Origin of the sequence: Liquorilactobacillus cacaonum DSM 21116, assembly GCF_001436735.1 — a bacterium.
Lineage (GTDB): Bacteria > Bacillota > Bacilli > Lactobacillales > Lactobacillaceae > Liquorilactobacillus > Liquorilactobacillus cacaonum.
The window spans coordinates 234510-259558 of record NZ_AYZE01000014.1; the positions used below are offsets into that span (position 1 = coordinate 234510).

At 35.3% G+C, this 25049-nt stretch carries 27 protein-coding genes; 25 read left to right on the forward strand and 2 right to left on the reverse strand.

Annotation, left to right across the window (positions count from 1 at the left end; all coding sequences use genetic code 11):
• Positions 1-47 precede the first annotated feature (47 nt).
• The 21 genes from upp (at position 48) to sufB (ending at position 18242) form a co-directional block, all read left to right on the forward strand.
• Positions 48-677 carry a uracil phosphoribosyltransferase gene (upp, locus tag FC80_RS05005; protein ID WP_057829036.1) on the forward strand — a complete coding sequence of 210 codons (630 nt, stop codon included), beginning with the start codon at positions 48-50 and terminating at the stop codon, positions 675-677.
• Positions 678-1144: 467 nt separating this feature from the next.
• Entirely contained in the window at positions 1145-1858 is a 714-nt protein-coding gene (atpB, locus tag FC80_RS05010; protein ID WP_057829037.1) for a F0F1 ATP synthase subunit A, read from the forward strand.
• A gap of 17 nt (positions 1859-1875) precedes the next feature.
• On the forward strand, positions 1876-2100 hold the full coding sequence (gene atpE, locus FC80_RS05015; protein WP_057829038.1) for a F0F1 ATP synthase subunit C: 225 nt from the start codon (positions 1876-1878) through the stop codon (positions 2098-2100).
• A 45-nt stretch (positions 2101-2145) separates the two neighbouring features.
• On the forward strand, positions 2146-2670 hold the full coding sequence (gene atpF, locus FC80_RS05020; RefSeq protein ID WP_057829039.1) for a F0F1 ATP synthase subunit B: 525 nt from the start codon (positions 2146-2148) through the stop codon (positions 2668-2670).
• Positions 2657-3199, forward strand: coding sequence for an ATP synthase F1 subunit delta (atpH, locus tag FC80_RS05025; protein ID WP_057829040.1), 543 nt, complete (start codon positions 2657-2659; stop codon positions 3197-3199). The genes atpF and atpH overlap by 14 nt, the downstream gene beginning before the upstream one ends.
• Positions 3200-3222: 23 nt before the next feature.
• Positions 3223-4737, forward strand: coding sequence for a F0F1 ATP synthase subunit alpha (gene atpA, locus FC80_RS05030; protein WP_057829041.1), 1515 nt, complete (start codon positions 3223-3225; stop codon positions 4735-4737).
• A gap of 18 nt (positions 4738-4755) precedes the next feature.
• Positions 4756-5706, forward strand: a complete 951-nt coding sequence (locus FC80_RS05035; RefSeq protein ID WP_057829042.1) for a F0F1 ATP synthase subunit gamma — start codon at positions 4756-4758, stop codon at positions 5704-5706.
• 30 nt (positions 5707-5736) lie between these two features.
• Positions 5737-7140 (forward strand): F0F1 ATP synthase subunit beta, encoded by a 1404-nt coding sequence (atpD, locus tag FC80_RS05040; protein WP_057829043.1) that lies wholly within the window; start codon positions 5737-5739, stop codon positions 7138-7140.
• A gap of 14 nt (positions 7141-7154) precedes the next feature.
• Entirely contained in the window at positions 7155-7580 is a 426-nt protein-coding gene (locus FC80_RS05045; protein WP_057829044.1) for a F0F1 ATP synthase subunit epsilon, read from the forward strand.
• A 209-nt stretch (positions 7581-7789) separates the two neighbouring features.
• Positions 7790-8026 carry a DUF1146 family protein gene (locus FC80_RS05050; protein WP_057829045.1) on the forward strand — a complete coding sequence of 79 codons (237 nt, stop codon included), beginning with the start codon at positions 7790-7792 and terminating at the stop codon, positions 8024-8026.
• A gap of 34 nt (positions 8027-8060) precedes the next feature.
• Positions 8061-9371, forward strand: a complete 1311-nt coding sequence (gene murA, locus FC80_RS05055) for a UDP-N-acetylglucosamine 1-carboxyvinyltransferase (RefSeq protein WP_057829046.1) — start codon at positions 8061-8063, stop codon at positions 9369-9371.
• 155 nt (positions 9372-9526) lie between these two features.
• Entirely contained in the window at positions 9527-10513 is a 987-nt protein-coding gene (gene mreB / locus FC80_RS05060) for a rod shape-determining protein (protein WP_057829047.1), read from the forward strand.
• A gap of 27 nt (positions 10514-10540) precedes the next feature.
• Complete coding sequence (gene yidD, locus FC80_RS05065) at positions 10541-10786, forward strand: membrane protein insertion efficiency factor YidD (protein ID WP_057829048.1); 246 nt, start codon at positions 10541-10543, stop codon at positions 10784-10786.
• Positions 10787-10857: 71 nt separating this feature from the next.
• Complete coding sequence (locus FC80_RS05070) at positions 10858-11082, forward strand: DUF2969 domain-containing protein (protein ID WP_057829049.1); 225 nt, start codon at positions 10858-10860, stop codon at positions 11080-11082.
• A 34-nt stretch (positions 11083-11116) separates the two neighbouring features.
• The gene (locus FC80_RS05075) at positions 11117-12316 is read left to right on the forward strand and encodes an FtsW/RodA/SpoVE family cell cycle protein (RefSeq protein ID WP_057829050.1); all 1200 of its coding nucleotides are present in this window, start codon (positions 11117-11119) and stop codon (positions 12314-12316) included.
• Between the two features lie 256 nt (positions 12317-12572).
• The gene (locus tag FC80_RS05080; protein ID WP_057829051.1) at positions 12573-12926 is read left to right on the forward strand and encodes an arsenate reductase family protein; all 354 of its coding nucleotides are present in this window, start codon (positions 12573-12575) and stop codon (positions 12924-12926) included.
• Between the two features lie 125 nt (positions 12927-13051).
• The gene (sufC, locus tag FC80_RS05085; protein WP_057829052.1) at positions 13052-13831 is read left to right on the forward strand and encodes a Fe-S cluster assembly ATPase SufC; all 780 of its coding nucleotides are present in this window, start codon (positions 13052-13054) and stop codon (positions 13829-13831) included.
• A 14-nt stretch (positions 13832-13845) separates the two neighbouring features.
• Positions 13846-15138, forward strand: a complete 1293-nt coding sequence (sufD, locus tag FC80_RS05090; protein WP_057829053.1) for a Fe-S cluster assembly protein SufD — start codon at positions 13846-13848, stop codon at positions 15136-15138.
• A complete protein-coding gene (locus FC80_RS05095; protein WP_057829054.1) occupies positions 15119-16357 on the forward strand; it encodes a cysteine desulfurase in 1239 nt (412 codons plus the stop codon). Before sufD ends, FC80_RS05095 begins: the two co-directional genes overlap by 20 nt.
• Positions 16344-16814: a Fe-S cluster assembly sulfur transfer protein SufU gene (gene sufU, locus FC80_RS05100; protein ID WP_057829055.1), complete on the forward strand. Its 471-nt coding sequence runs from the start codon at positions 16344-16346 to the stop codon at positions 16812-16814. The genes FC80_RS05095 and sufU overlap by 14 nt, the downstream gene beginning before the upstream one ends.
• 24 nt (positions 16815-16838) lie before the next feature.
• Positions 16839-18242, forward strand: a complete 1404-nt coding sequence (sufB, locus tag FC80_RS05105) for a Fe-S cluster assembly protein SufB (protein ID WP_057829056.1) — start codon at positions 16839-16841, stop codon at positions 18240-18242.
• A gap of 229 nt (positions 18243-18471) precedes the next feature.
• Here sufB and FC80_RS05110 read toward each other — a convergent pair whose 3' ends face one another.
• Positions 18472-18852 (reverse strand): TM2 domain-containing protein, encoded by a 381-nt coding sequence (locus FC80_RS05110; RefSeq protein ID WP_057829057.1) that lies wholly within the window; start codon positions 18850-18852, stop codon positions 18472-18474.
• An 853-nt stretch (positions 18853-19705) separates the two neighbouring features.
• On the reverse strand, positions 19706-19972 hold the full coding sequence (locus tag FC80_RS05115; protein ID WP_057829347.1) for a hypothetical protein: 267 nt from the start codon (positions 19970-19972) through the stop codon (positions 19706-19708).
• Positions 19973-20322: 350 nt separating this feature from the next.
• Between FC80_RS05115 and FC80_RS05120 the strand changes: the two genes are divergently transcribed.
• The 4 genes from FC80_RS05120 (at position 20323) to ilvD (ending at position 25040) form a co-directional block, all read left to right on the forward strand.
• Entirely contained in the window at positions 20323-20742 is a 420-nt protein-coding gene (locus FC80_RS05120; RefSeq protein ID WP_057829058.1) for an OsmC family protein, read from the forward strand.
• 18 nt (positions 20743-20760) lie between these two features.
• Complete coding sequence (locus FC80_RS05125; protein WP_187327431.1) at positions 20761-22380, forward strand: peptide ABC transporter substrate-binding protein; 1620 nt, start codon at positions 20761-20763, stop codon at positions 22378-22380.
• Between the two features lie 106 nt (positions 22381-22486).
• Positions 22487-22834, forward strand: a complete 348-nt coding sequence (locus FC80_RS05130) for a DUF1516 family protein (protein WP_057829060.1) — start codon at positions 22487-22489, stop codon at positions 22832-22834.
• Between the two features lie 469 nt (positions 22835-23303).
• Complete coding sequence (gene ilvD / locus FC80_RS05135) at positions 23304-25040, forward strand: dihydroxy-acid dehydratase (protein ID WP_235807238.1); 1737 nt, start codon at positions 23304-23306, stop codon at positions 25038-25040.
• Positions 25041-25049: the final 9 nt, after the last annotated feature.

The following is a 25049-nucleotide window of genomic DNA, read 5'->3' on the forward strand; positions in this document are numbered from 1 at the left end:
GTTTTTTTTCCGCTAAAATAATTAAGAATAAAGAAGGAGTGTCTATATTGGGAAAATTTGAAGTACTTGATCATCCGCTGATTCAACATAAATTAACAATTATCCGTGACAAAAATTGCGGAACACGTGAATTCCGTGAAGTTGTTAATGAGATTGCAGAATTGATGGCTTATGAAGTTTCTAGAGATATGCCGCTAGAAGATGTTGAGGTTGAAACACCAATTACAGTCACCACCAAAAAAAGTTTGGCAGGGAAAAAAGTTGTGATTGTACCTATTTTGCGTGCAGGCTTAGGAATGGTTGATGGGATTCTTGAATTAATACCAGCTGCTAAGGTTGGACATGTTGGAATGTATCGTGATGAGGAGACTTTGAAACCAGTCGAGTATTTTGTTAAGATGCCTGAAAATATGGAAAGTCGAGAAATCTTTGTAGTCGATCCAATGTTGGCAACTGGTGGGTCTGCAATAATGGCTGTTGATGCATTAAAAAAACGTGGAGCTGTGACGATTAAGTTTGTCTGCCTAGTGGCTGCACCAGAAGGAGTCAAGGCATTGCGAGAAGCACATCCAGATATTGACATTTTTGCTGCGGCTTTAGATGATCATTTGGACGAGAATGGATATATTGTCCCAGGGCTTGGTGATGCAGGTGATCGTTTGTTTGGAACAAAATAATTTCAAAAAATGAGAAGTTGGTTTTTTGTATAAAGGGCATGATATTGTGACTTTTTTTAGAAGCAATATTATGCTTTTTTATATTAAAATCAGTAATTTTAAAAACAAAATTTTTAGTGCAAAAAAAAATATATTTATATTGAGTGCAACCAATTTTTGAAAATCAGGTGGCTAAAATATATTGTTACCTTTTCTGAATTAAAAAAACACTTGCAATCCTTGATAATAATTACACAATCATTTGCGATTTTTGGATATTAAAAGAATAAATTTGATATGTAAACAGCTATAAAAAGTTATTATATCATATAGGAAAACGCTTACCTGTTTTTTAAAAACATTTTGTGTTTTTTCTCAAATGGTGGTATCATTTTTTGTGTATTCAAAGGCGCTTCTTGTTAGGCTTTTGCACATATTTTTCTAAATTTGATGAGTCATGCCATCAAGAAGAAAAGAGGTGAGACTTGGTGAATGAGGGAGCATATGTTCAAGAAATCTTTGGAATTCCTTTCAACATTAGCAATGATCTACCGGGATTGCTTACAGCAATAATCGTGTTTTTTACTATGTTTTGGTTGTCGAGAAGAATACAACTGAAACCTACAGGAAGGCAAAACGTTCTTGAATGGATTATCGATTTTACCAACGGTATTATTAAGAGTACAATGCCCAACAAAGAGGGAAGTCAGTTCGGACTGTTGATTTTTACATTGTTCTCTTTCATATTTGTGTCTAACCAGTTAGGGTTGATGCTGCAAGTTAATGTAAACAATATTGATTACATTAGAAGTCCGACAGCGGATGCTATGACTACAATGGTTCTTGCTTTTATGGTTTTGCTTTTGGCACATTTCTTGGGTGTTAAGAAGTTTGGATTTAAGGGGTATTTTAAAAATACTTATTTGAGCCCAATACCGTTTTTACTACCTTTGAGTGTCCTTGAAGAATTTACAAACTTTTTGACACTGGCTCTTCGATTGTACGGTAATATCTATTCTGGTGAAGTTCTTTTGAAATTGATTTACGAATTTGGTAGGTCATTTGGAATAGCTTCTTTTATACCAGCAATTCCACTAGAACTTGTCTGGCAAGGTTTTTCTGTATTTATTGGGAGTATTCAAGCCTATGTGTTTGTAACTTTGACGATGGTTTATATATCTCAAAAAATTGAAAAAGAGTAAACAAGGAGGATTTAATTATGAGTTCATTAGCTTTAATAGGTGCAGGGTTAGCAGCTGCAGGTGCTGCGATTGGTGCTGCGATTGGTAACGGTCTTGTAATTTCTAAAATGATTGAAGGTATGGCACGCCAACCTGAATTAGAAGGTAAATTACGTACTAATATGTTTATTGGTGTTGGGTTGGTCGAAGCTGTTCCAATTATAGCAATCGTTATTTCATTTCTTTTGTTGGCAAAAGGTTAAACAAAATAATTGTTTAATTGTCAAAACAGAGGAGGTGTCAATTAAATGAGTCCAGATTTTATACTTGGTGCTGCTACAACGGTTAAATGGGGAGATATGTTGTTTTATCTAATCCTATTCATAGTATTACTTGCACTTTTGAAGCATTATGCATGGGGTCCAGTCAATGAAATGATGGAAAAACGTGCTGCTAAAATTGCAAATGATATTGATTCAGCTGAAGATGCACGTCAAAAGGCTGAAGATTTAGCAAAACAACGGCAAGAGGCTTTAAAGGAATCTCATGTTGAAGCTTCACAAATCATTGAGCGCGCTAAGAAAAATGGTGAGCAACAAAAAAATGTGATTGTTGATAATGCACATAGTGAGGCCCAATCAATCAAAGAGACAGCTAAGCAAGATATTACTCGAGAGCGTCAAGACGCCTTAGAAGGAGTTAAGAATGATGTTGCAGAATTGTCACTAGAAATTGCTTCCAAAGTTATCTCAAAGAATTTACAACTTGATAATCAAAAGGCCTTAATTGATTCTTATATCGAAGGGTTGGGAAAGCAAAATGAAGTTAAATAAGACAATGATAGCCCATCGTTATGGGAGTGCATTATTTGAATTAGCAATCGAAAAGGATGAACGTCAATCAATCAAAGATGAATTGACAGAGTTGCAACAAGTTCTTGTTGAGGAACCTAAGATGATGTTGCTCTTAACAAGTAAACAAATTGCAAAAAAAGATAAACAAAGCTTTATCAAGGTTTTGAGTGATTCGGCATCTGAAGTTGTTAAGAACTTATTAGAAATGTTATTTGATTATGATCGTATTGCTGATTTAGATGTCATTATAGCTGAGTACTTTAGATTGAACGATGAATATGAAAAAACTGTTCGAGCTACAGTTACAACTGCTGTTGCACTGGATGAAAAACAAAAGGCGAATTTGGAAAGCTCTTTCGCACGAGTTGTAGGAGCAAGCAAAGTTGTTTTAGAAGAGAAAATTGATCCGGATATCATTGGCGGTGTGATTTTAAAGTCAAATAATTATATATATGATGGTTCTTTAAAATTAAAATTTGCACGAATCAAAAGAATGCTTTTGAAATGATTATATAAAGAGGTGAAACTTCTATGAGCATTAAGGCTGAGGAAATAAGTGCTCTTATTAAACAGCAATTAGCAAATTATCACGATGAACTCAAAGTTGATGAAGTCGGAACAGTTACATATGTTGGTGACGGGATTGCCCGTGCAACTGGACTAGATAATGCTTTAGCAGGTGAATTGCTTGAATTTGATGACGGTACATTGGGGATGGCTCAAAACCTGGAATCAAATGATGTTGGTATTGTTATCTTGGGTTCATATCAAGAAATTCGTGAAGGTGACAGTGTCAAACGAACTGGTAGAATTATGGAAGTTCCAGTTGGTGATCAGTTAATTGGACGGGTAGTCAATCCTTTGGGTCAAGCTATTGATGGCCTAGGAGAAATTAAGGTAGACAAAACTCGACCAGTCGAAAAAAAAGCTCCAGGGGTTATGCAACGTAAATCAGTTAGTGAACCTTTACAGACTGGTATAAAAGCTATCGATGCTTTGGTGCCTATTGGTCGTGGTCAGCGTGAATTAGTTATCGGTGATCGTAAAACAGGTAAGACTTCAGTTGCAATTGATACAATCATTAATCAAAAAGATCAAAATATGATTTGTATTTATGTTGCTATTGGTCAAAAAGAGTCAACTGTAAGAAGTCAAGTTGAAACACTCCGTAGTTATGGAGCAATGGACTATACCATCGTTGTTTCTGCAGGCCCTTCGTCTCCTGCCCCACTATTATGGCTAGCTCCATATTCAGGTGCTGCTATGGGAGAGGAGTTCATGTATAATGGCAAACATGTTTTGATAATTTATGATGATTTAACAAAACAAGCTGATGCTTATCGTGAACTTTCCTTGATTTTGAGACGTCCACCTGGTCGTGAAGCATACCCAGGTGATGTTTTCTATTTACATTCTCGTTTGCTTGAACGTGCGGCTAAGTTGAGTGATGAATTAGGCGGTGGTTCTATGACTGCCTTACCATTTATCGAGACTAAAGCGGGTGATGTTTCTGCATATATTCCAACGAATGTTATTTCAATTACTGATGGTCAAATATTCTTGGATAGTAACAACTTTTATTCAGGAATTCGTCCTGCAATTGATGCTGGTACGTCAGTTTCTCGTGTTGGTGGAGCTGCTCAGATTAAGGCAATGAAGAAAGTATCAGGAACCCTTCGTCTGGATTTGGCATCATATCGTGAACTTGAATCTTTTGCACAGTTTGGTTCTGATTTGGATGCTGCAACACAAGCAAAATTGAATCGTGGTCGTAGAACGGTTGAGGTCTTGAAACAGCCATTGCATGAACCATTAGTTGTTGAAAAGCAGGTTTTGATTTTATATGCGTTAACACATGGATTCCTAGATACTGTCCCGGTTGATGATATTATGCGTTACCAAGGTGAATTGTTTGCATTCTTTGATAACAATCATAAAGAGTTGTTAGATTCTATCAAGGAAACGGGTGTTCTTCCTGATACAGCAAAACTAGATAAAGCTATCAGTGATTTTGCTGAAAGTTTTCAACCAGTTTCCACGAAATAGAAAGGTTGGTGAAGGCTAATGGGGGCTTCTCTACAAGAAATTAAACGAAGAATTTCTTCAACGAAGAAGACAGAACAAATCACAGGCGCGATGCAGATGGTTTCGACTGCCAAGCTGAGCCAAATCCAGCGTCATACGACTAGTTATCAAGTATATGCAAGAAAAATTCGAAGTGTTATTACACATCTCGCTAAGTCTCATCTACTTGATGGAGGTGCAACGATTACACCACGTTCTAAGGAATCACATGAAAATGATGATCAGATTGATGGATTGAGTATGCTTGTAAAGAGGCAGGTTAAGCATACTGGAATAGTGGTGATTACCTCTGATCGAGGATTGGTTGGTAGCTATAATAGTAATGTGATTAAGCAAACAATGGAATTAATTAGTGAAGGAAATCATTCAGCAAAGGATATAGTGATTATTGCAATTGGTGGAACAGGGGCTGACTTCTTTAAGAAGAGAGGTTTTAGTGTACCTTTTGAATTTCGTGGTGTCAAAGATATACCGAAGTTTAGAGAGACACATCAACTAGTTAAAAAAATTATTGATATGTATGATGATGAAACTTTCGACGAATTATTTGTTTGCTATAACCATTTTGTTAATTCCTTAACTTCGGAATTTCGAGCTGAGCAAATGTTGCCAATCTCTTCGATGAATGTAGGAAGTGATGATTTGCTTGCGGAGAATGAATCAGGTTTTTCTGCTGAATATGAGATGGAACCTTCCGAGGATGCAATTTTGGAAGTTGTTTTGCCACAATATGCAGAAAGCTTGATTTATGGGGCAATTTTGGATGCGAAAACTTCTGAACATGCCTCAAGTTCAATGGCAATGAAATCTGCTACAGATAATGCAAAGGATATTATTTCTTCATTGGAATTACAATATAATCGAGCGCGTCAGAGTGCAATTACTACTGAAATTACTGAAATTACAGGTGCGCAAGCGGCTTTAGATTAAAGGAAATAAGATGATTGGAGGAATGTTTAAATGAGTTCTGGTAAAGTAGTTCAAGTTATCGGACCTGTTGTTGATGTTCAATTTCCTCTTAGCGAAAAGTTACCTGAAATCAACAATGCATTGAATGTTGAAAGAGCTGATGGCTCAAATCTTGTTGTCGAAGTTGCTCTTGAACTTGGAGACGGGGTAATGAGGACCATTGCAATGGATTCAACAGATGGTGTTCAAAGAAGTGCAAAAGTTGAAGATGTTGGTGCCTCGATAAGTGTGCCAGTAGGTAAAGAAACGTTAGGACGTGTTTTCAACGTTCTTGGTGAAGCAATTGATGGCGGTGAAAAATTTGCAGATGATGCTGAGCGTCATCCAATCCATCGCGATGTTCCACCTTATGATCAGTTGAATACAAAAATTGAAATTTTAGAAACAGGTATTAAAGTTATTGATTTGCTTGCACCTTATATTAAAGGTGGTAAGATTGGTTTGTTTGGTGGTGCCGGTGTTGGGAAGACCGTTTTAATTCAAGAACTTATTCATAATATTGCTCAAGAACATAATGGGATTTCAGTGTTTACTGGTGTTGGTGAACGTACGCGTGAAGGAAATGATTTATACTTTGAAATGAAAGAATCAGGTGTTTTGGAGAAGACCGCTATGGTGTTTGGGCAGATGAATGAGCCACCTGGTGCACGTATGCGTGTTGCATTGACTGGATTAACAATTGCTGAGTATTTCCGTGATACTGAAGGTCAGGATGTGTTGTTATTTATTGATAACATTTTTCGTTTTACCCAAGCTGGTTCAGAGGTTTCTGCTTTATTAGGCCGAATTCCCTCCGCTGTTGGGTATCAGCCAACATTGGCGACTGAAATGGGTCAATTGCAAGAGCGTATTACTTCTACTAAAAAAGGTTCTGTAACATCAATTCAAGCAGTCTATGTACCAGCTGATGATTATACAGATCCTGCTCCAGCAACAACATTTGCTCATTTGGATGCTACAACTAACCTTGAACGTAGCCTTACTCAACAAGGAATTTATCCCGCTGTTGATCCTTTAGCGTCAACATCAAGTGCTTTGGCACCTGAAATTGTTGGGCAAGAACATTATGCAGTTGCTACTGAAGTACAGCACGTTTTACAACGTTATCGTGAATTACAGGATATTATTTCTATTTTGGGTATGGATGAACTTTCTGATGATGAAAAAGTAATTGTTTCGCGTGCACGTCGTATCCAGTTCTTCTTGTCACAAAATTTCCATGTTGCTGAACAGTTTACTGGTGTGCCTGGGTCTTATGTACCAGTAAAGGAGACTGTCTCCGGATTTAAGGATATCTTAGATGGTAAATATGATGATTTACCTGAAGATGCTTTTCGTTCTGTTGGACGGATTGAAGAGGTAGTTGAAAAAGCTAAGAAAATGACAAGTAAGTAAAGGAGGTAACTTTGATGGCTGAACAAGATTTGTTAACAGTTAGTGTAGTTACCCCTGATGGAAGTGTTTACGAAAAGCAGACAAGATTAGCCGTTTTTAAGACTACTGTCGGTGAGATTGGAATTTTGCCAAATCATATACCATTGATTGCTTCCTTGGAGATTGATGAAGTTAGGGTGAAAGTTCAAGAGACCGATGATAAGTTTGATGAAATTGCTGTCAGTGGAGGTTTTGTTGAATTTTCCGGTAATGTTGCGACTGTTGTAGCAAATAGTGCGGAGAAAAAAGAAGATATTGATACTACTCGTGCTAATAAGGCACGTGAGCGTGCGGAAAAGCGTTTGGAAATAGCTAAACAAAGCAACGATGTAGATACAACAAAACGTGCTGAAATTTCATTGAGGAAAGCCGTAAATCGTATTAATATTTCAGGACATTAATTTCTAAGTATTACCCAGTTAATGTTAAAAAAATAATTTTAAGTCGTTTGATTCTTTGGAGAATCAGATGGCTTTTTTGTAATTGGGCAAATTTATAGTACAAAAAGGTAAAAAACAATTAAAATATTACAAATTTATTACATATTTAAAGACTTGTTTTTTTTTTTATGATAGTATTAAGCTGTATCTTTTAGAGGAGTGTATTATTGATGAATTATTATGGATTAACTGCATTACTTAACATTGTATGTAACTTTGGTTTTGTTTTCTTAGCTTTTTATTGTATACAAACATTGCGACTAGATCGTTACATATCCTCACAAAAACAAGGTACATTTAAATTACTGATTGTAATGGCGTCAATTGCAATTGGATATATGTGTAGTTCTTTTTTCTTAGACTTTATAAATAATGTACGCAATTTATCTTATCTATTTCAAAAATAATAAAATATTATCTTGATAATTTGGAGGAATCATTTTGGAGAAAATAATCGTTCATGGCGGGCAGAAACTTGTTGGTAGTATTGAAATTGAAGGGGCAAAGAATGCAGTTTTGCCAATTTTAGCAGCAAGTTTACTGGCAAAAAAAGGTGTGCTAAATTTAGAAAGTGTGCCTGTTTTATCAGATGTTTATATGATGAATAATGTTTTAAAATTTCTAAATGTTAAAGTAGAGATGGACGAAAAAAATAAAACAGTTTCACTAGATGCTACATCAGATTTGTCATATGAGGCTCCTTTCAAATATGTTTCAAAAATGCGTGCCTCAATTGTTGTTTTCGGACCTTTGCTAGCTCGACTAGGACATGCTAAAGTTGCAATGCCTGGTGGGTGTGCAATTGGATCACGCCCAATTGATTTGCACCTCAAAGGTCTAGAAGCGATGGGTGCACATGTTGAGCAACATGACGGGTATATTGAAGCGACAACAGATGGACTTGTTGGTGCAGATATCTACCTAGATTTTCCAAGTGTTGGAGCAACTGAAAATATTATGATGGCAGCAACTTTGGCTAAAGGAATAACTATTCTTGAAAATGTTGCACGTGAGCCTGAAATTGTAGATTTAGCAAATGTTTTAAACAAAATGGGAGCAAACATTAGTGGTGCAGGAACTGAAAGATTAAAAATTGTTGGTGTTAAAGAACTCCATGGTACCGAGCATACAATTGTACAAGATCGGATTGAAGCTGGAACTTTTATGGTGGCTGCTGCAGCTACAAATGGAAATATTTTGATAAAACATGCAATTGCAGAGCATAATCGCCCTTTGATTTCTAAACTAGAGGAAATGGGTGTTTCTGTGAGCGAAGAAGAGGAAGGCATTAGAGTAATAGGAACAGAAAATTTGAAACCAGTTTCTGTCAAAACGCTTCCACACCCAGGTTTTCCTACAGATATGCAGCCACAGATATCTATTCTTCAATTATTGGCGAATGGGGAAAGTAGTGTAACTGAAACAGTTTTTGAAAATCGTTTTATGCATTTTGAAGAATTAAAAAGAATGAATGCAAATGTCAGAATTGAAGGAAACTCTGCACTTATACATGGTCCAGCTAAGATGCATGGAGCTGAAGTTGCTGCGACTGATTTGAGAGCTGCTGCTGCATTAATTCTTGCAGGGTTAGCAGCAACTGGATATACACAGGTAACGCATCTTAAATATTTAGATCGGGGATACTACCATTTTCATCAAAAACTTGCTTCTTTAGGTGCTGAAATCAAAAGAGTTGATGAGTCTGACGTAGTTGTGGTAAATAAAGAACAACTTTCTGAGTATCATATTTAAGTGCTTGTCTTTACTGTTTTTTATTTTTAATTTGATGTAATTCGATATTCAGATAGAAGAACGTTTGTGGTATAATATGATAGGTTTTTTGTAGAGCAAATTAAGTCTAGCCTTGCTTGTAAAACACTACATATAATTTTTAAAGGAGAATAGCTATGGCTAAAGATATTGGTATTGACTTGGGAACTGCTAATGTTTTAATTAATTTAAAGGGCAAAGGGATTGTCTTGAATGAACCATCAGTAGTTGCAATCGATACTCGAACAGGAAGGGTATTGGCTGTTGGATCAGAAGCCTACAAGATGGTCGGAAGAACTCCTAATAACATTCGTGCAATTCGACCATTGAAGGATGGTGTAATTGCTGATTTTGATATGACCGAGCAGATGCTTTCATATTTTATAAAAAAACTTAATGTAAAAGGATTTATGTCTAAACCAAGTATTTTGATTTGCTGCCCAACGAACACAACTTCGATTGAGCGCAAGGCTATTAGGCAAGCCGCAGAAAAATCTGGTGGTGGGAATGTTTATTTGGAAGAAGAGCCCAAAGTAGCGGCTATCGGTGCAGGACTAGATATTTTCCAACCACATGGTAGTATGGTAATTGATATTGGTGGTGGAACTAGTGATATAGCAGTTCTTTCGCTAGGTGACATTGTGGTAAGCCGTTCTTTGAGGGTGGCTGGAGATAGGTTGAATTTTGATATTATGACATATACTCGTAAGAGTCAAGGTCTTCAAATTGGTGAACGTACAGCTGAAAAAATTAAAATTGAAATTGGAACTGTTTTGGCAGATCATCGGAATGAAGAAATGGAGGTACGAGGACGCGATGTGGTAAACGGGTTACCGCGTACTATTACTTTGTCTTCTAATCAAATTGAAAGTGCACTTCATGACACAATGATGTCTGTAATTGATGCAGCAAAGGATGTTCTTGAGCAAACACCACCAGAATTATCTGCTGATATTATTGACCGTGGGATAGTTTTGACTGGCGGTGGTGCATTACTTGATGGGATAGATCAACTATTTTCTGAGCATTTAAAAGTTCCAGTGATGGTTGCAGATTCACCGTTAGATGATGTCGCAATGGGGACAGGTTTCTTATTAGAACATATAGAAAAAAATAAGAAATAATTATGATTTAAGGGGGATAATTTCTTGATGAAGCGGCTGATAATTTTAATTGTACGCGGATATCAAAAAGGAATTTCCCCTTTTTTTCCGCCAAGCTGTCGCTATTATCCTACTTGTTCAAATTATATGATTCAAGCAATCCAAATTCATGGAGCAATTAAGGGTTCGTTGATGGGGATTTTTAGAATATTAAGATGTCATCCTTTTGTTAAAGGAGGATATGATCCAGTTCCAAAGAAGTTTAGTTTGAGGCGTAATAATGATACAAGATGATTTATGAAGTTATGTAGTTAGTTTAAGAATAACAAATAATATTTGGATATTTAAAAAATGGGAGGAAGCTAGTGTCACGTAAAGAAAAAAGTATTGAGATAAAGGAAAATGAACAAATTGTAGATGGGAAAACAGAAATTGTATTAACTGTAGGGTCACACAGCCTTGGAAAAATAAAAATTTCTGAACGGGGTTTTGTCGCCTTGCTCCCAAATGGAGAGACATTTAAGACTAGTTCACATGACGAGGCTGTTAATTTATTGATTCGTGATTACCATCTTCATCGGGCAAATTAGAATTTTTTGATGTAATGGTAAGGAAGGTGAAGAATTGACTGAAAGACAGTTAACAAGAGCAGATAATAAAGATGCTAGAATTGATTATGGAATTATTTTTTCAGTTTTAGTATTAGCTGTAATCGGAATTGCTTCGATATATGTTGCTGCAAGTCACGATACAAGCACATCAAGTGTTACAAAAATGATATTGACGCAGGTAGTTTGGTATGCAATTGGAATTGTTGCAGTTATAATCATTATGCAATTTGATGCCGAACAACTTTGGAAGTTAGCTCCAATCGCATATGGAGTTGGGATATTTCTCTTAGTGTCTGTGTTATTTTTATATAGTCGTGCATATTTTAATAGTACAGGGGCTAAAAGTTGGTTTGCAATTGGTAGTTTGACATTTCAACCATCTGAACTTATGAAACCTGCATATATAATGATGTTGGCACGTGTGGTTTCTAAGCACAATAACGAATATATTGAACATACATCAAATAGTGATTGGAAGTTATTATTTAAAATGGTAGCTTGGACATTGCCAATTGCAGTTTTATTGAAGTTGCAAAATGATTTTGGAACAATGCTTGTTTTTTTTGCGATTTTTGGTGGTGTTGTAATTGTTTCAGGAATAACATGGAAGATTATTGCACCAATAGCAATAGCAGGTGGTTTTTTAGGAACGACCGCGATTGTTTTAGTGATATATGGAAGAGATGTTCTTGAACAAATTGGATTCAAGACGTATCAATTTGATCGTATTGAAGCATGGTTAAATCCATCTGCTAATACATCTTCTACGAGTTATCAATTGTGGCAAAGTATGAAAGCAGTTGGTTCGGGAAAGTTACTTGGAAAGGGCTTTGATGTATCTAATGTATATGTTCCGGTCCGAGAGTCAGATATGATTTTTTCAGTAATCGGAGAAAACTTTGGCTTTATTGGTGGGTGTGTTTTAATATTTTTATACTTGTTATTAATTTTTCAAATGATTCAGGTTACTTTTGATACAAAGAATGAATTTTATGCGTATCTTTCAACTGGTGTTATTATGATGGTTTTATTCCACGTTTTTGAGAACATTGGTATGAGTATTGGTCTATTACCTTTGACGGGGATTCCACTACCATTTATAAGCCAAGGTGGTTCATCGCTAATTGGTAATATGATAGGTGTTGGAATAATAATGTCTATGAGATATCACAATAAGAGTTATATGTTTAGCAACAGTAAGGATTTTCATTGACCACGTTAAAAATATGACGTGAGATAATTAAAAAATTGATGAACTGAGTAAGTTAATGTTCTCTTGCTAAGAGGCTGAGTTAGGATGAAAATTCTAGTCCAGTCTTTTTCTCTTAGCTAAAATATTTTTGTGACAAACAAAAGCAAAGTAGAAGTAATTTTAACAATTTTTAAATGTATATATTAGATTACTAGACTTTTTTCAAATTAGGTCTTGTACTATAATAATTTTTAGAACAAAGAAGGGGTTGGCTAAATTGAAAAAAATGTATTGTTACAATCGCTGTAGTACTTGTGCAAAAGCAAGAAATTGGCTTAACCAAAATAATGTTACTTTTGAGGAAATCGACATTGTAGGTACACCACCAACAAAGGAAGAACTATTGAAGTTAATTAAGGAAGGAAATTACCCACTCAGATATTTTTTTAATACAAGTGGAATTCATTACCGTGAGTTGGGGTTAAAGGATAAAGTTTCATCAATGAGTGCTGAAGAGGCTAGCGAGTTACTTGCTAATGATGGCAAATTAATTAAAAGACCTTTAATGATTGAAGACAATCATTTTACTTGCGGATTTAAAGTTGATGTCTATGAAAAAGAATGGTTGTAGTAGTAAAAGCTGATTATTTGTTTTTTTAGTTATTAATAAAAATTAAAAACTGATGTATTTTCTAATTGAAAACGATTCGCAATTAAGATAAAATTAGAGTGTGTTCTAAATTGGAGGAATTGATGATGTCAACACTTGAGATAAAAGATTTACATGTATCAATTGAAGGGAAAAACATTTTAAAAGGTGTCAATTTGACGATGAAGACCGGCGAGATTCATGCCATCATGGGGCCAAATGGAACGGGAAAATCGACTCTTTCAGAAGCTATCATGGGTCACCCGGCATATAAGGTTACTCAAGGTGAAGTTTTATTGAATGGCGAGAATATTCTTGGGTTGCCAGTAGATGAACGTGCGCGTGCAGGATTATTTTTGGCAATGCAATATCCAGCTGAAATTCCTGGAGTAACAAATGCAGAATTTATTAGAGGAGCAATTAATGCTCGTAGACCAGAAGATGATGCGCTTTCTATTAGAAGTTTTTTGAAACAATTGGATGAAACCATGTCTGTCTTAGATATGACTGAAGAAATGGCAGATCGATATCTTAACGAAGGATTTTCCGGCGGTGAAAAAAAGCGAAATGAAATTTTGCAATTAATGATGATTAAACCGAAGTTTGCTATTCTTGATGAAATTGATTCAGGATTAGATATTGATGCACTAAAGGTTGTTTCGCGTGGAGTTAATAAGATGAGAGGACCAGAATTTGGTTCTTTAATTATTACTCATTATCAACGTTTATTGAATTATATTGTTCCAGATGTGGTTCATGTAATGATGGGTGGCCGAATTGTTAAACAAGGCGGGCCTGAACTTGCGAAGAGACTTGAAGATGAGGGCTATGCAGGTTTGAGAGATGAGCTTGGATTAGATATCAAGCTTGTTGATGAAGATGCATAGAGATGGGGTGAATTATGACGGTTGAATTTGAGAATTATCCTGAAATTAAAAGTTATGCAAAGAGTGTAACTGAACCAAAGTGGTTTACTGATATAAGAGTTAAAGCATTAGAGTCACAACCAAAACTTGAATTACCAAATTTTGAGAAAATTAGGTATCATAGATGGCCGATTCAGTTAAAAGAAAAGTTGAAGAAAGTTTCTTCAAATGCTGAACTTTTAGATGATTTACCAATTGAAGATGCTAAACATCTTGTTGTCCAATTGGGGCAAGATACGCTTCAGAAAAGTGGGCTCACAACTTTTGAAGAACAAGGTGTAGTTATTTGTGACTGGCAAGAAGCACTTGAGAAACATAGTGGCTTAGTTCAAAAATATTTCATGCAAAAAGCTATAAAATTTGATGAAGATTTATTAACTGCACAACATGTTGCTAATTTGACAAGTGGATTGTTTATTTATGTACCTAAAAACACGGTTGTTAAGGAACCACTAACTACTTATTTTGTTCAAGATTCAACACAAAAAAACGATTATGTACATCATGTTATTTTGGTGGTTGATAGTAATAGTGAATTTTCCTATCTTGAAAATTTGATGACGGTTGGCTCTGAAAAAACAACAGCCAATATTATCGTTGAAGTTATCGCGCAGGCAGATAGTCATATTAAATTTGCAAGTGTGGATCGCTTGGGCGCAAACACCACAACTTATCTTAATCGTAGAGGATACCTCGAAAGAAATTCCAAGATTGATTGGTCAATGGGTATGATGAATGATGGTAATATTGTTGGAGATTTTGATTCTGATTTAGTTGGTGATGGAGCTCATTCGGAGGTCAAAGTCGTTGCAATTTCAACTGGTAAACAGGTCCAAGGAATTGATACACGTGTTACAAATATTGGGCGACATACGATTGGGCACATTCTGCAACATGGGGTAATTTTATCACGGTCAACGCTTACATTTAATGGAATTGGTCATATCATTAAAGGAGCAAAAGGTGCTGATGCGCAACAAGAAAGTCGTGTTTTGATGCTCTCAACCAAGGCTAAAGGTGATGCTAATCCAATATTGTTAATTGACGATAATGATGTTACGGCCGGTCATGCAGCTAGTGTTGGGCGTGTCAATCAGGAACAACTTTATTATTTGATGAGCAGAGGATTACCAAAGAAAGTTGCTGAAAGATTAGTAATTAGAGGCTTTTTGGGGCCTGTATTGGCAGCAATTCCCTCTAAAGTAATTGAAGAACAATTAAAGGTTACAATCGAAAGGAAGCTTGTCGATGGCCAAAAAGATGAATAATCTTAGTGAGGATTTTCCAATTTTACAACAAAAGGTAAATGACGAGCAGTTGGTTTATCTTGATAATGCAGCAACTACACAAAAGCCGCGCGCAGTTGTTGAGGCAATTACAAATTATTATTATCATGATAATGCTAATGTCCATCGTGGTGTTCATACACTTGCTGAACGAGCAACTGCTCAATTTGAAGCTGTTAGGAAGAAAGTTGCTCATTTTATTAATGCATCTAGTGAAGAGGAAATTATTTATACAAAAGGTACAACTGAGGGATTGAATTGGATTGCAGCTAGTTATGGTGAGACTTTTTTAAAGCCGGGAGATGAGATTGTTATTTCCTATATGGAACATCATAGTAATCTTGTTCCCTGGCAAAATCTCGCAAAAAAAAAGGGTGCCGTTTTAAAATATATTGATTTGCTCCCTGATGGTCAGTTGGATATGGATAGTGCATATAAGCAAATTACAGATAAGACTGTAATTGTTTCGCTTGCACATGCATCGAATGTTTTAGGAGCTGTTAACCCAATTGCGGAAGTTACTAAAATTGCACATCTGCATGGTGCAATTATGGTGGTTGATGGAGCACAATCTACACCACACATGAAAATTGATGTTCAAGCACTGGGAATTGATTTTTTTGCATTTTCTGGACACAAATTGATGGCACCAACTGGAATTGGAATTCTTTGGGGAAAAAGTGAATTGTTAGATAAAATGCCGCCCCTTGAATTTGGCGGTGAGATGATTGATTGGGTGCAGCTTCAAAAGACAACTTATAAGAAGGCGCCTTGGAAATTTGAGGGTGGTACTCAAAATATTGCTGGTGTTATTGGATTAGGAGCAGCAATTGATTATCTTGAAAGTATTGGTATGGAAAATATTGCAAGTTATGAAAAGACTTTGATTGCTAATGTATTGCCTGAAATGCTAAATATTCAAGGAATAGAAATTTATGGACCATTAGATCCGGAAAAACGAACAGGTATTATTTCTTTTAACTTGAAAGGATTGCATCCACATGATGTAGCAACTGCTCTTGATATGGAAGGTGTTGCAATTAGGGCAGGCCACCATTGTGCACAGCCTTTAATGGAATATTTAAATGTTGCAGCAACAGCACGTGCAAGTTTTTATGTTTATAATACAGTTGCAGATGGGAAAAAGTTGATAGAAGCAATCAAAGCGACAAAGGAGTTCTTTAATAATGGGATTGTCTAGACTAGATAATTTATACAGACAAATGATTTTGGAACATGCCTCTCATCCACATCATCATGGGACACTTGAAAACGCTGATCATCAATTAGAATTAAGGAATCCAACATGTGGGGATGTTCTTACTGTCCAGGTGGTCATGCAAGCTGGCAAAGTTTCCGATGTGGCTTTTTCGGGATCTGGGTGTACAATTAGTCAAGCTTCGGCGAGTATGATGACTGATGAAGTAATTGGAAAAACACCAATTCAAGTAGAACAGATGGTAATGACCTTTTCGAAGATGGTAACTGGTGAAAGTACTAAAAATGTTGAGGAAATTCTTGGAGATGCTACGATTCTTGAAGGTGTAGCTCAATTTCCAGCTAGAATAAAATGTGCAACATTAGCTTGGAAAGCAATTTATCAAGCAATCGAAAATGGTAATAAAGAGTCAACAATTGGTTTTATGAGACATGACTGATTATACATTATAGGAGGGAACAATATGGCAGATGCGACTACACTTGGTTTAGGTGGCGAATATAAATATGGTTTTAAGGATGATATCCAGCCAATTTTAACAACTGGAGAAGGCTTGAATGAAGAGATTGTTCGTCAAATTTCTGCTGCAAAAAATGAGCCCGACTGGATGTTGGATTTTCGACTAAAGTCATTTAGACGTTATGAACAAATGGAGATGCCCGATTTTGGTCCTGATTTATCACCGCTTAATCTAGATCGTATTAATTATTTTAGACGTGATAGTAATGGGATTGCTCGGAATTGGGAAGATGTACCTGAGGATATCAAAAAGACTTTTGATCGTTTGGGAGTACCAGAAGCTGAACGTAAGTATTTAGCAGGATCTTCTGCGCAGTATGAATCAGAAGTTGTATATCATAATATGCGAGAAGATTTTGAAAAATTAGGAATTGTTTTTATGGATACTGACTCAGCCGTACAACAATATCCTGAATTAGTTAAGCAATACTTTGGTAAATTAATTCCTCCAGCAGACAATAAATTTGCAGCGCTTAATTCAGCAGTTTGGTCTGGGGGAACTTTTATCTATGTGCCTAAAGGTGTAAGAACAGAAGTTCCAATTCAAAGTTATTTCAGAATTAATGCAGGAAACAGTGGCCAATTTGAGCGGACATTAATTATTGTTGATGAGGGTGCAAGTGTGAATTATGTCGAGGGATGTACGGCACCAAATTATTCCGAAGATAGTTTACACGCAGCGGTTGTAGAAGTTAATGTATTAAAAGATGCTTACTGTCGATACACAACAATTCAAAACTGGTCTGACAATGTATATAGTTTGGAAACTAAACGTGCACAAGCACTAGAAAATGCAACGATGGAATGGGTAGATGGGAATCTTGGATCAAAAGTGACAATGAAATATCCAAGTGTCTATATGAATGGTGAAGGTGCAAGAGGAACAATGTTATCAATTGCATTCGCTGGAAAGGATATTGTTTCTGATACCGGAGCGCGTATGATTCATAATGCGAAGAATACTTCGAGCTCGATTGTTTCCAAGTCATTATGCAAAGACGGCGGTCGTGTTGATTATCGTGGTAAGGTTCGCTTTGGTCGCACAAGTGATGGTTCATTTTCACATGTAGAATGTGACACAATTATTCTTGATGAAAAGAGTGCAAGTGATACAATTCCATTTAATGAGATTAAGAATGGGAATGTTTCAATGGAGCACGAGGCGAAAGTTTCGAAGATTTCAGAAGAACAGCTTTATTATCTAATGAGTCGTGGTATTACCGAAGAAAAGGCCACAGAGATGATTATCATGGGCTTTGTAGAACCATTTACGAAAGAACTCCCAATGGAATATGCAGTTGAACTTAATCGATTGATTGAATACCAAATGGAAGGGTCTGTTGGTTAAACGAGTAAGACTAGCCACAAGCGTTGTTATATTAACGTTTGTGGTTTTTTAAAATTTTTATGTGTAAAAAAAAGCCCCCTGAAAGGGCAATAGGTTACATAGAAGTATCTGATTTTACATTTACAAACTTATAAGAACAATAACTATAACAATCCAAATTCTTTTATAGAATGGTTTTTTATAATTTATATATATCGTTACCTTTTTTGACATATTTAATTTTTAAGTGCTATTTATCTTTAACTGAGTTGCTATCTACAACAGATTCATTATTTGTAGATGTATTACTTCTACGTGAAAGTAATTCTTGAGAAAGCCCATTCTCAATTCGGTCTTGGTCTTCACGAAGCCAACCATTAATAAAAAAAACATCAATAATAGCCCAAATACCCGTAATGATTACACCAAATCCGAGAGTTAATACTGTAATCAAGGTCATAGCAATAGCACTACCAATTTTTCCAAAATAATATCTATGGCCACCAACTGTTCCTAAAAAGAACCACAATAAGTATGCTACGACTGTATTCTTCTTTCTTTTCTCTATCTCTGAATTAACGAGTAAACGTTCTTCATTTGTGAGTTGACTCAACAAATATGCATTATTCATAAACAATTCCCCCTAAATTTTCAGCTTTTTAAGTCATCAGTTTTGGACTAGTTAAGTTATAAAAAGAATTCATACGACACGTCAAATCCATCGAACATTAACTTTTCTAACAAAGCAATTGCTAAACTATTTGCTTTGGTTTCTATTTTTTCTTTTTGTAATTCTACTAATCAAATAATAATTTTTAATTCTATTGTGTAAAACAAAGTGCTAATCCTATGATTACATGTAAAATATGTTTTAGTTTTTCTTGATATTTACTGATTGGTTTCGCAATGTCATGAGTCATTTTTCAAGATTTTTGTCGAAAAACTTTTTTAGCAGATTCTTGTCCTGAGATTCATAAAAACAATTCCGCAGAAGATAATCAGCAGAAACTGAGAAAATATTAGCAAAATTGAATTGCCTAACTTCACGTTAGAAAATTCTCTAGTGTTACTATAGTCGGGTGCAAGTTACCTTTTCTGAAAGATAGGACGTTGTCAATTTAGTATGTGCTTTTAATTAATAATATTTATCCTAAGAATTTTATCTGAATCTTTAATTATTATTTTAATACGGCTAATGTAGTTTGCGCAACATATTTTAGTATTAGTTGCGTAAAAAGAAATGAAAAATGAGAAAATAGTAAGCTAATTATATTGATATAGTTTGCGATGTTCGAAAGGATGCAAATTGAGAGTAAACATATTAATTTAATTAAGTCTATTAAAAAAGTTGTTGGTCAATGCCTGTTCTAAAGACGTATTTGATGTAAATAGCCATAAGTTAACGAAGGGGAGCAAGGGCTAAAAAAAGTAAGGTTAAAATGGAAACTAACCTTACTTTTTTTAAATTCTTGGTGATTTATCTGTTAAAAGTTACCATTGTCATTTGAGATTACAAAGTCTTTCACACGAAGTGCAGTTTGTCGTAATTGTAGTTGCTCTTTTTTCCATGCATCATAAACTTGTTGTGTTGCGCCTATTACATAGGAGGTATTGCATAGAAGATTACCAGAAGAATCTATGTATGACTTTTGACCTACGTGTAGAAGCTGCCATCCTTTTGCAAGATATTCATTAGTTGTTTCATTACTTTGGTCACTATCGAATTCGAGTGTAAAAATGATATTTTCCATTGCTACAACATTCCTTTCAAAAGTTAAGAATTTACACATTTATTCTATCACTTTAGAAAACGTTATCATAGAAAAGTGGTTTAGTCTAAAATGACTAAATTCAAGCATAGGGTGTATAAATTCGGAATATTAATATCACGTGCATTTTTACAATAAATAATTTAATATCAGTATATAATTTTTTAGAGTTATAACTAAGGATTGTTATTTTTTTGTGGATACTATATCATGATAATACTTACATTTTGTAAATGATTTTTTTGGAAAGATTGGCTAAAAATCAGTGAGATTATTTTTTAATCGCAGTGTATACTTATCATAATTACAAATTAAAAAAGGAGAAATAAACTATGGGAAAATATATTGTTAATTCAAGTATCAGAAATATTGGCTATCAAGTTGGAGCACAAGCAGGTGTACATCGTTATTTAATGGATGAGCCAACGACTGTACGTGGAACAGACGCAGGCCCCAATCCTGTCCAATATCTGATAGGAGCCGTCAATGGTTGTTTGACAATTACGGCACAGTCAGTTGCTAAAAAGCATAGAATAAAGCTTGAAAAATTTGACATAAAGTCGATTGGAAATGTTGCAAAACACGATGATGGGACTTCAGAAGTAGATGAAATTGCAGTCAACATAACTTTTAGAGCTGATATTGAAGGCAAAGACAAGGAAGATTTTATAGAAGAAACTTTAGCGCAATGTACAGTTCATAAAACTTTGGAGGCGGGTGTCAAGTTTACTTTTAATTTCGAGCAAGAATAATAAAGAATGGAGAATATGATGGTAAGAAAAATTGGGAAGTTAGCTATTCCTATAGTAATAGGATTATTATTTTTAAGTGCCTGTTCTTCAAAAAAGAGCGATTCGAAACAAAAGACAGTATTAAACTTGATGCAGACGTCTGAATTGACAACTTTAGATAACACTAACCAAGCCACAATGTCTGAATTTTCGACTTTGACCAATTTAGATGAGGGACTTTATAAGTTAAATACGAAAAATGAAGTAGTACCAGCAATTGCGAAGACAGTTGTTAAGCCAACAAATGATGGTAAAACGTATACGATACAATTACGAAAAGATGCAAGGTGGTCTAATGGAGACAAAGTTACTGCAGTTGATTTTGTTTATTCATGGAGACGTTCGGTTGATCCTGCAAATAATCCTGTTTATACTTATGTGTTTAGTGGAATTAAGAATGCTGATGCGATTGTCGCCGGTAAAATGTCACCAGATAATTTGGGAATTAAGGCTTTAGGCAAGTATAAATTAGAGATTAATTTGGAACATCCAATGCAGTCTTTTAATAAACTAGTGACAATGCCGGTTTTTTTACCACAGGATAAGTCTTTTGTTCAAAAAGTAGGGACAAAAAAATATGCTACAAATGCAAAAAATACAGTTTCAAATGGTGCATTTAAAATTACAAAATGGACCGGGGTAAATGATTCATACACCTTGGTTAAAAACAACTATTATTATGCAAAAAATAAAGTTAAGTTAACTAAAATTAATTATGCAACTGTAAAAGATGACAATACTGCTTATAATCTTTTCAAGACTAATAAATTAGACGATGCAACTGTTTCAGGGGTTGTTGCACAAGGATTGCAAAATAATAAAAACCTTAAGAAAGTTAGTCGAGCTTGGACCTATTACTTACAGGTTAATCAACGTTCCGGTTCGGTTTTAGCAAATGAAAAATTACGTAAAGCTATTTCGTTGGTGATAAATCGTGAGGAATTAACGCAAAAAGTTTTAGGAGATGGGTCAAGTGCTGCTGGAAGTTTTGTAAGTCCCAAGACAGCCAAGGATCCAATTACGGGTAAAGACTTTAGTACTGAGACAGCTACTTCGACTAAAGCAAATGTCAAAGAGGCTCAAAAATTGTGGAAAGAGGGACTATCTGAAATTGGGAAGTCTTCTGTAACGCTTAATCTGATTGCTGAAGATACTGAGACACAAAAGAAGGTCGCTGAATATATTCAAAGTGCAGTCCAGAGTAAATTAACTGGAGTGAACGTGAAAGTTCAAGATTTACCGGCAAAATCACTGTCCAATAAAAAGACAGCGGGCGATTTTGATTTAAGCCTTTGGTATTGGTTGGCTGATTATGCTGATCCGATTAATTATCTTGGAATTTTGACAACAAATAATTCAATGAATCCTGGTAAATATTCAAGTTCTAAATTTGATGAATATATTGCTAATGCACAGGTTGCTAAGACTCAAAAAGCCTATTGGGAAAATCTGCGTGATGCACAAAAGCAATTGCAAAAGGATACAGGAATTATTCCACTTTACTATGTTAAAGAAGATCACTTGGTTCAAAGTGGCTTGAGTGGCGTAATTTATCATACAGCCGGTTTTGCTGATTACACAAGAGCATACTGGAAATAGATATAACAATTAATAATCACTGAAATAGGTGCTTTTCTTAATGCATTTTGAAAAATTATAAACTACAATAGAGTTGTTATATTAATTCGAAGTAGGAAGTGATGAGATGTTTTGGTTATTTATGCACCTATTTTCTTGGATCCTATTGTTATCAATAGTGATTTATGTGATTTGTGTTAAAGAAAAAACAAATAAAGTAGTAAAAATGATTGCACGTTGTTGTTATATAGTTGCAATTATAAGCGGTATATTTCTTTTCAAATATGCATGGATGACAAGTCCATTTTTAGCAATAATCAAGGTTTTACTTGCAGTTGGACTGATTGCTTTTTGTGAAATATATTTTAGTAATGAAAAAAAGATGAAGGGCTCGCTGAAATTTTTGTTGATTTTGTTGATAATTATCGTGGGCATTATTGGGTTTGTTTTAGCAGGTGGTCGACCATTTGTTTGAAATAGATTTAATTCTTTATACTAGGAAACAAGTTAAAAGAGAATTAGGATAGATATTTATTTATCCTAGCTCTCTTTTTTTATCAATTATAGAGTAAAAATATTGTTAGTTATCGCTACGCTAGCATAGATAGTTTTTTTAACAGATTTTATTAGTTTGTAATTTTTTTAAATAGTTGTTGACTATTCTAAATGATAGATTTATTATAATTTCATCGATAATTAATTTTTGATATCAAAAATACTTTTAATTTTAATTTATTGCTAATCTTTAGTTTAGAAAAGAGGAAAAACTGATGCTAATTCTTAACAGCCAATTTGTGAACATTGCAGTCATTATTCTAGTTATTATCATGTGTGCGCGTGATTTTATGACTGGAAAATTTTGGCTTGGCTAAGATTAAAGGATCAGTAAAAACCACCGCGCAATTATTGCACGGTGGTTTTTTGTTTATCTAGGAGGGATGATTTTGAAAGAGAATACATTGAATTTTTCGATTGACAGTAGTGATATAAAAAAAAGAAGTGACACGATTACCAGAGGAGCTGATCGAGCACCTGGACGCAGTTTATTATATGCAACCGGACAAGTTAAGTCTCCAGAAGATATGAATAAACCATTTATTGCAATTGTTAATTCATATGTTGAAATTATTCCAGGACATGTTCATTTACGTGAACTAGCAGATATTGCAAAAGAGGAGATTAGAAAAGCTGGAGGAATTCCTTTTGAATTTAACACAATTGGAGTTGATGATGGGATTGCTATGGGTCACATTGGAATGCGATATTCCTTGCCAAGTCGCGAAATTATTGCTGATTCAGCTGAAACAGTTTTAAATGCGCATTGGTTTGATGGTGCATTATTTATTCCAAATTGTGACAAGATAACACCAGGAATGTTGATGGCTGCTGCAAGAACGAATTTACCTTCAGTTTTTGTTTCGGGCGGACCGATGAAAGCAGGGCTAGATAAAAAAGGGAGAGCTACGACATTATCAACCGTTTTTGAGGCTGTGGGTGCTTTTAAAGATGGGAAAATGACTAAAGAAGATTTTTTAGAACTTGAACGAACTGCTTGTCCAACATGTGGTTCTTGTGCCGGGATGTTTACTGCAAATTCGATGAATTCATTAATGGAAGTATTAGGGATGGCACTTCCATATAATGGGACTTTGCTGGCGGTTTCAAAAGAGCGAAGAGAGTTGGTAAGAGTAGCAGCTCGACAAGTAATCGAAAATGTAAAGAAAAGTCTGAAACCGCGTGATGTGATGACAAAAGAAGCCTTTGATGATTGTTTTGCGTTAGATATGGCAATGGGTGGTTCTACTAACACGGTTTTACATACACTTGCGATTGCACATGAAGCAGGAGTGAAATATTCTCAAAAAGATGTAAATAATATTGCTGCAAAAACACCACATTTGGCAAAAATTGCGCCCTCATCTGCTTGGACAATGGAGGATGTACAAAATGCTGGAGGAATACCAGCTATAGTTAACGAACTAATAGAAAAAGGTGGGATTCTTCATCCAGAAAGAGTCACAGTTACTGGTAGGACGCTACGAGAAAATAATGAAGGGGCTAAAGTGTTAAATTCAGAAGTAATTAGACCACTTTCGAACCCATATTCAGAGGTGGGGGGACTTTCAATCTTATACGGGAATATTGCTAAGGATGGTTCAGTAATAAAAGTTGCAGGAGTAGATCCGGATATTTCTAAGTTCACAGGTAAAGCAATTTGTTTTAGTTCACATGATGAAGCTGTGGATGGAATAGATTCGGGACTTGTAAAGGCTGGACATGTTGTTGTAATTAGATATGAGGGGCCAAAAGGGGGACCAGGGATGCCCGAAATGTTAAATCCAACTTCGCATTTAATTGGCCGTGGCTTAGGAAAAGATGTTGCCTTGATTACTGATGGCCGCTTTTCTGGGGCAACGCACGGAATATGTGTGGGTCATGTTTCACCAGAAGCAGCAGCTGGTGGAGAGATAGCGCTTATAAAAGACGATGATAATATTACAATTGATTTAGTAAAACGTACATTAGATGTTGATTTAACAAATGAAGAACTTGAAAAAAGAAGAAAAGAACTTAAACCATTCGTGCCAAAAGTTAAGAGTGGGTACCTTGCTAGATATCAATATCTAGTAACATCTGCAAACACTGGCGGTGTAATGAAAGATGTAAGTGAATTGTTTTAAAATATAGGG

Excerpts from the sequence above, each read along its gene's own strand:
- atpE (WP_057829038.1), top strand. The coding sequence starts at position 1,876 with ATGAGTTCATTAGCTTTAATAGGTGCAGGGTTAGCAGCTGCAGGTGCT.
- atpF (WP_057829039.1), top strand. The coding sequence starts at position 2,146 with ATGAGTCCAGATTTTATACTTGGTGCTGCTACAACGGTTAAATGGGGA.
- atpH (WP_057829040.1), top strand. The coding sequence starts at position 2,657 with ATGAAGTTAAATAAGACAATGATAGCCCATCGTTATGGGAGTGCATTA.
- atpA (WP_057829041.1), top strand. The coding sequence starts at position 3,223 with ATGAGCATTAAGGCTGAGGAAATAAGTGCTCTTATTAAACAGCAATTA.
- FC80_RS05035 (WP_057829042.1), top strand. The coding sequence starts at position 4,756 with ATGGGGGCTTCTCTACAAGAAATTAAACGAAGAATTTCTTCAACGAAG.
- atpD (WP_057829043.1), top strand. The coding sequence starts at position 5,737 with ATGAGTTCTGGTAAAGTAGTTCAAGTTATCGGACCTGTTGTTGATGTT.
- FC80_RS05045 (WP_057829044.1), top strand. The coding sequence starts at position 7,155 with ATGGCTGAACAAGATTTGTTAACAGTTAGTGTAGTTACCCCTGATGGA.
- FC80_RS05050 (WP_057829045.1), top strand. The coding sequence starts at position 7,790 with ATGAATTATTATGGATTAACTGCATTACTTAACATTGTATGTAACTTT.
- mreB (WP_057829047.1), top strand. The coding sequence starts at position 9,527 with ATGGCTAAAGATATTGGTATTGACTTGGGAACTGCTAATGTTTTAATT.
- yidD (WP_057829048.1), top strand. The coding sequence starts at position 10,541 with ATGAAGCGGCTGATAATTTTAATTGTACGCGGATATCAAAAAGGAATT.
- sufC (WP_057829052.1), top strand. The coding sequence starts at position 13,052 with ATGTCAACACTTGAGATAAAAGATTTACATGTATCAATTGAAGGGAAA.
- sufD (WP_057829053.1), top strand. The coding sequence starts at position 13,846 with ATGACGGTTGAATTTGAGAATTATCCTGAAATTAAAAGTTATGCAAAG.
- FC80_RS05095 (WP_057829054.1), top strand. The coding sequence starts at position 15,119 with ATGGCCAAAAAGATGAATAATCTTAGTGAGGATTTTCCAATTTTACAA.
- sufU (WP_057829055.1), top strand. The coding sequence starts at position 16,344 with ATGGGATTGTCTAGACTAGATAATTTATACAGACAAATGATTTTGGAA.
- sufB (WP_057829056.1), top strand. The coding sequence starts at position 16,839 with ATGGCAGATGCGACTACACTTGGTTTAGGTGGCGAATATAAATATGGT.
- FC80_RS05110 (WP_057829057.1), bottom strand. The coding sequence starts at position 18,852 with ATGAATAATGCATATTTGTTGAGTCAACTCACAAATGAAGAACGTTTA.
- FC80_RS05115 (WP_057829347.1), bottom strand. The coding sequence starts at position 19,972 with ATGGAAAATATCATTTTTACACTCGAATTCGATAGTGACCAAAGTAAT.
- FC80_RS05120 (WP_057829058.1), top strand. The coding sequence starts at position 20,323 with ATGGGAAAATATATTGTTAATTCAAGTATCAGAAATATTGGCTATCAA.
- FC80_RS05125 (WP_187327431.1), top strand. The coding sequence starts at position 20,761 with ATGGTAAGAAAAATTGGGAAGTTAGCTATTCCTATAGTAATAGGATTA.
- FC80_RS05130 (WP_057829060.1), top strand. The coding sequence starts at position 22,487 with ATGTTTTGGTTATTTATGCACCTATTTTCTTGGATCCTATTGTTATCA.